Source organism: Parasulfuritortus cantonensis (genome assembly GCF_004337445.1).
GTDB lineage: Bacteria > Pseudomonadota > Gammaproteobacteria > Burkholderiales > Thiobacillaceae > Parasulfuritortus > Parasulfuritortus cantonensis.
The window spans coordinates 46,372-57,206 of sequence record NZ_SJZB01000046.1 but is presented as its reverse complement, the minus strand read 5'-3'; the positions used below and the strand labels follow the sequence as shown (position 1 = coordinate 57,206).

At 70.8% G+C, this 10,835-nt stretch carries 10 protein-coding genes and 1 pseudogene; 6 read left to right on the top strand and 5 right to left on the bottom strand.

All coding sequences use genetic code 11. The features are described 5' to 3' along the window. The 3 genes from EZJ19_RS15930 to EZJ19_RS13505 all read left to right on the top strand — a co-directional run. Positions 1–671, top strand: a 671-nt coding sequence (locus EZJ19_RS15930; RefSeq protein ID WP_165873576.1) for a hypothetical protein, incomplete at its 5' end; no start/stop codon positions are given. Then, entirely contained in the window at positions 671–2,551 is a 1,881-nt protein-coding gene (locus EZJ19_RS13510; RefSeq protein ID WP_131448446.1) for a potassium transporter Kup, read from the top strand. The genes EZJ19_RS15930 and EZJ19_RS13510, both read left to right, overlap by 1 nt. A 126-nt stretch (positions 2,552–2,677) precedes the next feature. After that, a complete protein-coding gene (locus tag EZJ19_RS13505) occupies positions 2,678–3,958 on the top strand; it encodes an OmpP1/FadL family transporter (RefSeq protein ID WP_165873575.1) in 1,281 nt (426 codons plus the stop codon). A 22-nt stretch (positions 3,959–3,980) separates the two neighbouring features. Here the strand turns inward: EZJ19_RS13505 and ubiB are convergent, their stop codons facing one another. The 3 genes from ubiB to EZJ19_RS13490 are packed head-to-tail and all read right to left on the bottom strand — an operon-like array spanning position 3,981 to position 7,198. Continuing rightward, on the bottom strand, positions 3,981–5,495 hold the full coding sequence (gene ubiB, locus EZJ19_RS13500) for a ubiquinone biosynthesis regulatory protein kinase UbiB (protein WP_131448442.1): 1,515 nt from the start codon (positions 5,493–5,495) through the stop codon (positions 3,981–3,983). Further along, positions 5,492–6,067, bottom strand: a complete 576-nt coding sequence (locus EZJ19_RS13495) for a ubiquinone biosynthesis accessory factor UbiJ (RefSeq protein WP_131448440.1) — start codon at positions 6,065–6,067, stop codon at positions 5,492–5,494. The genes ubiB and EZJ19_RS13495 overlap by 4 nt, the downstream gene beginning before the upstream one ends. Positions 6,068–6,121: 54 nt before the next feature. After that, positions 6,122–7,198 carry a GGDEF domain-containing protein gene (locus EZJ19_RS13490; protein WP_131448438.1) on the bottom strand — a complete coding sequence of 359 codons (1,077 nt, stop codon included), beginning with the start codon at positions 7,196–7,198 and terminating at the stop codon, positions 6,122–6,124. A gap of 153 nt (positions 7,199–7,351) precedes the next feature. Between EZJ19_RS13490 and mtnA the strand changes: the two genes are divergently transcribed. The 3 genes from mtnA to EZJ19_RS13475 are packed head-to-tail and all read left to right on the top strand — an operon-like array spanning position 7,352 to position 10,189. Continuing rightward, on the top strand, positions 7,352–8,431 hold the full coding sequence (gene mtnA / locus EZJ19_RS13485; protein WP_131448436.1) for an S-methyl-5-thioribose-1-phosphate isomerase: 1,080 nt from the start codon (positions 7,352–7,354) through the stop codon (positions 8,429–8,431). Then, entirely contained in the window at positions 8,428–9,096 is a 669-nt protein-coding gene (hda, locus tag EZJ19_RS13480) for a DnaA regulatory inactivator Hda (RefSeq protein ID WP_240754774.1), read from the top strand. Before mtnA ends, hda begins: the two co-directional genes overlap by 4 nt. A gap of 22 nt (positions 9,097–9,118) precedes the next feature. Continuing rightward, the gene (locus EZJ19_RS13475; RefSeq protein WP_131448434.1) at positions 9,119–10,189 is read left to right on the top strand and encodes a hypothetical protein; all 1,071 of its coding nucleotides are present in this window, start codon (positions 9,119–9,121) and stop codon (positions 10,187–10,189) included. Between the two features lie 12 nt (positions 10,190–10,201). Here EZJ19_RS13475 and EZJ19_RS13470 read toward each other — a convergent pair whose 3' ends face one another. Then, a complete protein-coding gene (locus EZJ19_RS13470) occupies positions 10,202–10,630 on the bottom strand; it encodes a hypothetical protein (protein WP_131448432.1) in 429 nt (142 codons plus the stop codon). Positions 10,631–10,780: 150 nt separating this feature from the next. Continuing rightward, a pseudogene (locus EZJ19_RS16815) lies at positions 10,781–10,828 on the bottom strand (hypothetical protein); the annotation flags it as partial. Between the last annotated feature and the right edge of the window lie 7 nt (positions 10,829–10,835).

Here is a 10,835-nt window from a genome sequence, read left to right as displayed (position 1 = left end):
TGTTCCTGCTTCGGACGCTGCTGCCGGGCCATGTCCTGGCCGTGGCCGGCCTCGCCCTGTTACCGGGCTGCCTGCATCGCCCTGGCGTGGCCCGGCTGGCCGTGCTCGTGAGCGTGCTGACCTTTCTGGCCTCGACCCAGCATTACTTCAAGCACGAGCACAAGGAGGACTGGCGCAGCCTGGCGCAATACTGGCGTGCCAACGCCCGGCCGGACGACGTCATGCTGCTGGGCCGCTGGGAGTCGTATTACCCGCTCTGGTTCTACCTCGGCGACCGGCTGCCACGCGTCTACGCCCTTTGGCCCGAGGCGGACGGACGGACCCGGGTGCTCGATTCGACGGCGGCCGAGACGGCCCATTGCCGGGGCGTGACCTACGCGGCCTTTCTGCTGCCCGCCCTGCCGGCGCCGGGACGGACCATCTGGGTCGTGTGGGGGGCGGGCCGGTCGGCGTGCGCGCTCGGCCAGGCGGGGCCGGTGCTCAGCGCGCTCACCGGTGTGGCCTACCGGCCGGCGCCGCTGTGGCGCGGCCGCTGGACCGGCCTCCAGGCTTACCGGCCCGAGGCGCCGGCCGCCGGTGGCGGGTCGCCCGGAAACGGCCCGGCGGGCGAATTGAAATCGCCCCGGGGCGAGAGTATGTTTCCGCCACCTCCAAGGTCCCCGGAATCCTGATGCCCAGTGCCCATCCCGCGCCGGACAAGTCGCCCCTGGCCGGTCTCGCGCTCGCCGCCATGGGCGTGGTGTTCGGCGACATCGGCACGAGCCCGCTGTACACCATGAAGGAGGTCTTCGGCGGCCACCACCTGGCCTTTTCCCATGCCAACGTGCTCGGGGTCCTGTCGCTCATCTTCTGGGCCCTGATGCTGGTGGTTTCCCTCAAGTACGTCGGCATCATGATGCGGGCGGACAACAAGGGCGAGGGCGGCATACTCGCCCTGTTGTCGCTCGCCCAGCGCCAGGCGCCGCTCGGTTCCCGCATCCATTGGGTATTGACCATGCTCGGCTTCGCCGGGGCCTCGATGTTCTTCGGCGACAGCCTGATCACCCCCGCGATCTCGGTGATGTCGGCGATCGAGGGCCTGCAGGTCGGCTCGCCGGCCCTGCATCCCTTCATCCTGCCGCTCTCCCTCGGCATCCTGGTCGGCCTGTTCTTCTTGCAGCGTTACGGCACCGGCACCATCGGGCGCCTGTTCGGACCCGTCATGCTGGTCTGGTTCGGCGTCCTCGGCGTCCTCGGCCTGTTCAGCGTGCTGGGCAATCCGGGCGTGCTGGCGGCCATGGACCCGCACCACGCGGTCGGGTTCCTGCATCGTCACGGCCTGGCCGGCTTCCTCATCCTGGGCGCCGTGGTCCTGGCCATCACCGGCGCCGAGGCGCTCTATGCCGACATGGGCCATTTCGGCCGCCGGCCGATCCAGTTGGTCTGGTTCGGCTACGTCCTGCCGGCCCTGCTGCTCAACTACTTCGGCCAGGGGGCGCTGCTGCTGCGCGCCCCGGAGGCGGTGCGCAACCCGTTCTACCTGATGGCCCCCGAATGGGCGCTCTATCCGATGGTCGGCCTGGCCGCCGCGGCCACCGTGATCGCCTCCCAGGCGGTCATCTCGGGCGCCTTCTCGGTGACCCGCCAGGTCATCCAACTGGGTTTCGCGCCCAGGCTGGCCATCCACCACACCTCGGCCAGGGAGGCCGGCCAGATCTACATCCCGTTCGTGAACTGGGTCCTGATGTTCGGCGTCGCCGCGCTGATCCTCGGCTTCCGGGATTCCAGCAACCTGGCCGCCGCCTACGGCATCGCGGTGACCGGCACCTTCGCCATCGACACCATCCTGGTGTTCGTGGTCATGCGCGTGCGCTGGGACCTCGGCCTGTTCGCGACCCTGCTCGGCATGCTGGCCCTGCTCAGCGTCGACCTGTCCTTCTTCGCCGCAAACGCGGTCAAGATCCCGGACGGCGGCTGGTTCCCGCTCGCCGTGGCGCTGGTCGTGTTCAGCCTGATGGTGACCTGGAAGCGCGGCCGCGAGATCGTCCTGCGCCGGCTGCGCACGGAGAACATCCCGCTGGAAGACTTCCTGCCCAGCCTGCAGGCCCATCCGCCGCTGCGGGTGTCGGGGACCGCGGTGTTCATGACCGCCGATGCCAGCGGCACGCCGCGCGCCCTGCTGCACAACCTCAAGCACAACAAGGTGTTGCACGAACGGGTCGTCATCCTGACCGTGCGTTACCACGACGTCCCCTATGTCGCGGGCGACGCGCGCCTGCATGCCGAGCAGCTGGCCGCGGGGTTCTACCGGGTCGCGGTCAGCTACGGCTTCATGGACGACATCGACATCCCGGCCGCCCTGGCGACCTGCACCTGCGGCCACGGCTTCGACATGATGGACACCACCTTCTTCTACAGCCGGGAGAACCTGATCCCGACCAGGGGCGACGGCATGGCGGTATGGCGCGAGCACCTGTTCGCCGCCATGGCGCGCAGCGCCGTCAGCCCGATGACCTTCTTCCGCATCCCCGCGAACCGCGTCGTCGAGATGGGCGTCCAGGTCGAGATCTGACCGGCCCGCCGGCGCGGAGCCCTGAATATAAATACGTTTTATATGCCTATAAGAATATTGGGCTATGCTGATTTACTGATTCGCTACCATCCCCCGCTCCCGCAAACAGACCAAAGAACAGACATCATGCAGACCATCCCCGCCCTGAGAGCCACGCCCCTGGCGATCGCCCTGTCGTGCATCGCCTTCTCCGCCCACGCCACCAACGGCATGAACCTGGAGGGCTACGGGCCCTTGGCGATGAGCATGGGGGGGGCCGCGATGGCCTATGACAGCGGCATGGCGGCGATGATGAACAACCCGGCCACCCTGGCCCTGACGGTGCCCGGCGACCAGCTGGCCCTGGCCCTGCACCACCTGGGCCCGGATGTCTCGGTGCGCGGCGTGGCCGATTCCGGCGGCGATTCCTACTACATGCCGGCCATCGGCTGGGGCCGCAAGGAAGGTCCGCTGACCTACGGCGTCGGCATGTTCGCGCAAGGCGGCATGGGTACCGAATACGGCCGCGACAGCATGTTCTCCATGGGTACGGGCGAAAACGTGCGCTCGGAACTGGGCGTCGGCCGGGTCATCTTCCCGGTCGCCTACGAGGTGAGCCCGAAGCTCACCGTCGGCGCCTCGCTCGACTTCGTCTGGGCCATGCTCGACGTCGGCATGGTGGCGAGCAGCGACCAGGTCGCGGCCATGGGCGGCAACCTGGGCGGCGCCAGCGCGGCCTACATTTCCTTCTCGGACAGCAACGATTTCACCGGCAAGGCCAAGGGCTACGGCTATGCCGGCAAGCTGGGCCTGACCTACAAGGTCAGCCCGACCCTGACCCTGGGCGCCGCCTACCACAGCAAGACCCACCTGAACGACCTCAAGACCTCCGCCGACGGCGCCACCATGACCTTGTACGACGGCACCGACCCGATCGGCTCGATGAGCGGCAAGATGACGGTGGTCGATTTCCAGTGGCCGGAGACCTATGCCGTCGGCCTGGCCTGGCAGGCCACGCCGAAGCTGATGATCGCCTCGGACCTGCGCCGGGTGAACTGGTCCGACGCCATGTCCAAGTTCACCATGTCGTTCAACGGCACCACCCTGACCATGCCTCAGGACTGGCGCGATCAGACGGTCTACTCCCTGGGGGCGCAATACCGGGTGAGCGACAAGCTGGGCGTGCGGGTGGGCGTCAACTACGGTAAGAACCCGGTCCCGAACACCTACCTGCAACCGCTCTTCCCGGCCATCGTCGAGTGGCATTACACGGCCGGCTTCGACTACAAGGTCAGCGATTCGGGCTGCGTGGCGTTCGCGCTGTCCTACGCGCCCAAGGTGACCGAGACGACCGATCCGAACCCCTACAGCCTGACCATCACGCACAGCCAGGTGTCGGCGATGGCCGGCTACAACCACCACTTCTGAGCGGCCGGGCCGCTCGCGCGGCTCAGCCCAGGAAGGCCGCCAGCACCAGTGCCGCGAGCATGGTCGCGATGGCGGCCAGCCAGCGGTTGCGCGCGCGCTGCTGGCGCAGCATCAGCTCGACGCCTTCCTCCAGGCGTACCAGGCGGTCGGTCCTGAGCGCCTGATGGGCCAGGCGCGGCAGCTGCGGAATCAGCATGCCCCAGTAGGGCGCCTCCTCCTTGAGCGTGCGGGTCCAGCCGCGCCAGCCGAGCTGTTCGCTCATCCAGCGTTCCAGGAAGGGCTTGGCGGTCGCCCAGAGGTCGAGGTCGGGATCGAGCTGGCGGCCCAGGCCCTCGATGTTGAGCAGGGTCTTCTGCAGCATCACCAGCTGGGGCTGGATCTCCATGCCGAACCGGCGCGAGGTCTGGAACAGGCGCAGCAGGACCTTGCCGAAGGCGATCTCCTTGAGCGGGCGGTCGAACACCGGTTCGCAGACCGCCCGGATGGCCGCCTCGAACTCGTCCACCCGGGTGTCCGGGGCGATCCAGCCCGAATCAAGGTGGGTCTGCGCGACCCGCTTGTAGTCGCGCCGGAAGAAGGCCAGGAAGTTCTGCGCCAGGTAGTTCTTGTCGACGTCGTTGAGGGTGCCCATGATGCCGAAGTCGAGCGCCACGTACTGCCCGGAATCGGTCACCAGGATGTTGCCCGGATGCATGTCGGCGTGGAAATAACCGTCCCGGAACACCTGGGTGAAGAATATCTCCACCCCGGCCCGCGCCAGCTTCTTGATGTCGACCCCGCGTGCGCGCAGTTCGTCGACGCGGGCGATGGGGGTGCCGTCCATCCAGGACATCACCATGACTTCCGCGGCGCAGTAGTCCCAGTAGACCTCCGGCACGGCGAGCAGGGGCGAGCCGTCGAAGTTGCGCCGCAGCTGGGAGCAGTTGGCCGCCTCGCGCACCATGTCCAGCTCGTCGGCGAGGTGCTTGGCGAACTCCCCCACCACCTCGCGCGGCTTCAGGCGCTTGCCGTCCGACCAGAGCGTTTCGAGCAGGCCGGCCAGGCTGTCGAGCAGCGCGATGTCGCTGTCGATGACCTTGTCGATGCCCGGCCGGAGCACTTTCACCGCGACCGCCTCGCCGGTCTTCAGGGTGGCCCGGTGGACCTGGGCGACCGAGGCGGACGCCACCGGCACCGGATCGAACTCGGCATACACCTCGTGGGCGTCGCGCCCGTAGGCCCGGCGCAGGACGGCCAGGGCGCGCTCGGACGGGAAGGGCGGCACCCGGTCCTGCAGCTTGGCCAGTTCGTCGGCGATGTCGTTGGGCAGCATGTCGCGCCGGGTCGACAGCACCTGGCCGAACTTGACGAAGATCGGACCCAGCGACTCCAGGGCACGGCGCAGGCGCACGGCACGCGGCTCCCTGAGCGGGCGCCAGAAGAACAGCAGGTTGACCAGCCAGCGCAGGGCCTTGATGCGTTCGTGGCCGAGGAAGAACTCGTCGAGCCCGTACCGGGCCCCGGTGACGAGGATGCGGACCAGGCGCAGCGCCCTCATTTGCGGCCGGCTTCCAGGAGTTGGATGCGTGCCTCCAGGCGGGCGACGTCGTCGCGCAGGGCGTCGACGTCGGCGACGAAGCGGCGCACCGCGTGTTTGTCGGCCAGCATGCCGGCCTCGAAGGTGGCGTATTCGGCCAGGTTGCGGCCGACCGCCTCATGCGCCTGCAGGCGCCAGTGGCCAAACCCGGCCAGCGCCTGGGCGGCCCGGGCGGCCAGGATGTCGCCGACGTAGGGTCGCAGCGCCAGGGCCCAGTCGAAGCGGGCCAGGGCGGCGGAGATGTCGGCGGCCAGGACGCCGTCGCCCGACACCGCGGCGCGGCTGAAGGCGTCGTGGTCGCCGAGCGCCAGGGCAGCCAGCGTTTCCGCGCGGATGGCGATCTCGGTGGCGATCGCGTCCTCGGGGTCGGCGGCACCGACGCCGCCGTCGTCGCCGATCCGGAAGGCCACCGACGCCAGCGGCAGGGTCAGGCGCGCCTGCTTGCCGGCGTGGCGGACCAGACAGGCGCGGGCGCCGGGCTGGTGGATCAACTGGCGGTCGAGCAGGGACAGCAGGGTGGCTTCGGAGAACATGGGCGGATTGTATTGCATTGCCGGCCGTCACGCCGGCCCGGCGGGGCGGCCGGCTCAGAAGAATTCGGGTTCGGCGTAGTCGACGTCCTTGAAGACGCCGGTGTCGACCAGTTCCTGGTAGTCGTAGATCCGGTTGCGGCCGTCCTGCTTGGCCTGGTACAGGCTGCGGTCGGCCCGGCTGAGCACCTCCACCGGCAGCAGGTTGGGCGCGATCGCGGCGTAGCCGATGCTGACCGCCAGGCTGTCGATGCGCGGGAAATGGTGCGCCGCGATGCCGAGCCGGACGCGCTCGAAGATGTTGTGGGCGATCTCGGCCGTCTCGGCGTTGATGATGGCCACGAACTCCTCGCCGCCATAGCGGTAGAGCAGGTCGGTGGAACGGAAGATGGAAGTCATCAGGCGCGCGACCAGGAGCAGGATCTCGTCGCCGACCATGTGGCCGTAGGTGTCGTTGATGCGCTTGAAGTGGTCGACGTCGATCACGGCCAGCCAGTAGCTATGGCTGGGGAGGCCGCGCCGGCCGGGGGTGTCGTCCTCGGCGGACACCGAGGTGGGCCGGCCGACCGCCGTCCACAGGCGCTCGAAGCTGTTCTCCAGGGCCTGGCGGTTGAACAGGCCGGTCAGGCGGTCGCGCATGCTGACGTCGAGCAGGGCGTAGTAGTTCGAGAACACCTCGAGGACGCCGCGGATCACGGTGTCCTCGTTCGGGGAGACCTCGCGGTCGCGCTTGAACAGGAAGTAGCCGTGCACGTCGCCGTCGCCGACCAGCGGGTAGGCGATCAGCACCTGGTCGCCCTGGCGGCGCGTGCATGGCCGGCGCAGCAGGCGGACGTTGTCGGTCAGGGCGACGACCTCGGCCGGCAGGTCGCCCGGATTGGTGATCTCCTCGATGCGCTCGACCAGGCGGGCGCCGCCGTCGCTGTCGACCACCTTGGAGCGGTGGCTGTAGATCACCCGCACCACGGTCTGGCTTTCGTCCAGGCGGTAGAGCTCTGTGTCGAGGACGCCGAGCAGGGGGCCGAGGGTGCGCAGCAGGCTCTGCTCCACCAGTTCGGTGTCGCGGATCGAGGTCAGCTTGCCCAGATTGCCCAGCAGGCCGTGGAAGCGGTTGCCGGGAGCTTCGTTGTTCATGGCGGGAGCCCAGGTTGGCCCGGCGCCGAGGCCGGGTGTATGAAAATATTAGGATAACCGAATGCATTCCGCGACCCCCGGGCAATCGTCGCCGGTCCGCGGCCGCGGCCGTGGCAGCCAAGCCGTGGCGGAATTGCGGGATAATCCGGGGCCATGAAAGTCGACGGCCTCTCCACCCGCACCATCGCGCCCCTGCCCGGGCGCGACGGCGTCGTCATCATCGACCAGACGCGCCTGCCCTTCCGCTATGAATTGCGCACCCTGCGCGGCCTGGCCGACGCCGCCGAGGCGATTGCGGTCATGCGCGTGCGCGGGGCGCCGCTGATCGGCGCCACCGCCGCCTACGGCGTCGCCCTGGCCATGACCGAGGGCGCCGACCTGGATGCCGCCTGCGCGACCCTGGCGGCGACCCGGCCGACCGCGGTCAACCTGGCCTGGGCGCTGGCACGCATGCGTGCCCGCCTGGCGCCCCTGCCGGCCGAGGCGCGCGGCGCCGCGGCCTGGGCCGAGGCGGCCGCCATCTGCGACGAGGACGTCGAGCTGAACCGGGCCATCGGCCGCCACGGCGCCGGCCTCATCGGCGCGCTCGCCGAGGCGCGGCCTGGGCCGGTCAACGTGCTCACCCACTGCAACGCCGGCTGGCTGGCGACGGTGGACTGGGGCACCGCCCTGGCGCCGGTGTATGCCGCCTTCGACGCCGGCCTGCCGGTCCACGTCTGGGTCGACGAGACCCGGCCGCGCAACCAGGGCGCCAGCCTGACCGCCTGGGAACTGGTTCAGCACGGCGTGCCGCACACGGTGATCGCCGACAACGCCGGCGGCCACCTCATGCAGCACGGCAAGGTCGACCTGTGCATCGTCGGCAGCGACCGCACGGCCGCCAACGGCGACGTCGCCAACAAGATCGGCACCTATCTCAAGGCCCTGGCGGCGCACGACAACGGCGTGCCGTTCTACGTCGCCCTGCCGGGCCCGACCATCGACTGGGACCTCGCCGACGGCCGCGCCATCCCGATCGAGGAGCGCCGGGCCGACGAGGTCACCCGCATCACCGGCGAGAACGCGGCCGGCGAACTGGTCAGCGTGCGCCTGACGCCGGCCGCCAGCCCGGCCGCCAACCCGGCCTTCGACGTCACCCCGGCGCGCCTGGTCAGCGGCCTGGTCACCGAGCGCGGGGTCTGCCCGGCCAGCCGCGCCGGCCTGCTCGACCTCTACCCCGAGCGGCGGCGATGAGCGCCATCCGGCAACTGGTCCTGAACATCCGGCCCGAGGCGCCGCCGCGCTTCGACAACTTCATGCCGGGCGACAACCTGGAGTTGCTGCTCGCCCTCGACACCCTGGCGCGCGGCGAGTTGCCCGAGTCGGTGGTGTACGTCTGGGGCGCCGCCGGCAGCGGCCGCAGCCACCTGCTCCAGGCCACGGTCGCCGAGGCCGGCCGACACGGCCGCGCCGCCCGCTATGGCGGCCCCGAACTGCCCGACGAACTGGACGGCCTGCTCGCGGTGGACGACGTCGACGGCCTCGACGAGGCGGCCCAGGTACGCCTGTTCTCGCTCATCAACCAGGCCCGCGAAGGGGCCGGCACGGTCCTCGCGGCCGGTCCGGCGGCCCCGGCCCAGTTGTCCCTGCGTGCCGACCTGGCCACCCGCCTGGGCTGGGGCCTGGTGTTCGGCCTGCGCCCGCTCAACGAGGCCGACCGCGCCACGGCCATTCACGAACGCGCGCGTGCGCTAGGCCTCGCGCTCGCCGAGGAGGTGGTGCGCTACCTGCTCAGCCACGGCCGTCGCGACCTGCCCTCCCTGCTCGCCGGCGTCGATGCCCTGGATGCCTACTCGCTCAGCCTGAAGCGGCCGGTCACCGTCCCGCTGGTGCGCGAATGGCTGGCCGGCCGGTCCTGAGCGCGGGCGGGGCGGCGCGGCCGTGAGACGCCTGTACGTCGCCGTCAGCCACCACGGCCTCGGCCACCTGGCGCAGACCGCGCCGGTGCTGGAGGCCCTGCACGCGCGCGCGCCGGACCTGGAGTTCGTGGTCCGCAGCGCCCTGGCGCCGGAGACCCTGGCGGCGCGCCTGGCGATGCCGTTCAGGCACATCGCCGAGGCCTCCGACTGCAACCTGGTCATGCGCGACGCCATCCGCGCCGACGTGCCGGCGAGCCTGGCGGCGTACCGGGAATTCCACCGCGACTGGCCGGCCCGGGTGGAGGCCGAGGCGCGCCGGCTCGACGACCTCGGCGTCGACGCCGTGTTCAGCAACGTCGGCTACCTGCCCCTGGCCGCGGCGCAGCGTGCCGGCCTGGCCTCCGCGGCCATGTGCTCGCTCAACTGGGCCGACATCTTCCGCCACTACCTGGGCGGCGAAGCGGGTGCCGCGGCCATCCTCGACGTCATGGTCGCGGCCTACGCCGGGGCCGACCTGTTCCTGCGCCCGCAGCCGTCCATGCCCATGGCCGACCTGGACAACACGGTGGCGGTGCCGCCCGTGGTCCAGGCCGGGCGCGTCCGCCGCGCCGAGCTGCTGGACCGGCTCGGCCTCGCCGCCGGCGACCGCCTGGTCCTGGTCGGCATGGGCGGCATCCGCTACCGGCCGCCGGTGGAGTCCTGGCCGTGCCGGCGCGGCCTGGTCTTCCTGGTCCCGGACGACTGGCGCGCCGACCACCCGTGCACGCGCGCCCTGCGCGACACCGGCATGGTGTTCCGCGACGTCCTCGCCTCGGCCGACGCGCTCATCACCAAGCCCGGCTACGGCAGCTACGCCGAGGCGGCGGCGGCCGGCGTGCCGGTGCTCACCATCCCGCGCGCCGATTGGCCGGAGACGCCCTACCTGGACGACTGGCTGGCGCGCGTGGCGCGCATGCGCCGGATCGACGAGGCGGTCCTGCTCAACGGCGAACTGGCGGCGCCGCTGGCCGCCCTGTGGGCGCAGGCCGCCCCGGCCCCGGTGGTCGCGGACGGCGCCGCCGAGGTGGCGGGCCGGCTGCTGGCGCTGGCCTGAGCGCCCCGGCGGCTAGCGCCGGGCCGGGTCGTTGTCGGCCAGGATGTCGGAGAACTCCGCCGCCAGGCAGGCCATGGTCGCTTGCAGCAGGCGCATGGTGAAATAGGCGCGCAGGTTGTCCGTCTTCATGTTTTCGGCGACCTGCTCGGGCGGGCGGGCAAACTCGCTGCGCAGGCGGCCGTCGGCGAGGAAGCCGCGCTCCGTGCAGGCGCAGACGTCGGCCACGTCGATCGGGCGCCGGCGCAGCATCGGCGCGATGGCCGGCTTGTCGGCGATCTGGGCGACGAAGGCGGGGCACAGGTTGCCGACCAGGCGGGCGACGTAGGGCGAGAAGTCGGCCGGGGCCGGCGTCGCCTCCGCGGCGGCCGCGCCGGCACCCGGGGCCAGGAGGGCGGCGGCCAGGAACAGGCGGCGGGCAAGGGGTCGGGACGGCAGCGGCACGGTGGCACTCTCGGTCGGATGGCGAACCGGCATTATGCCCGGACGCGTTCAGACCGGCTCGCCGAGCTCGGCCCGCAGCCGGTCGGTCAGCGCCTGGACGTCGAAGCCCTGGCCGGCGACCGCCTTGGGGACGATGTGGAACAGGCGCGGCATGGGGTAGATGAGGACGTAGTCCGCGTCCTGGCGCCATTTCAGCATCTTGTCC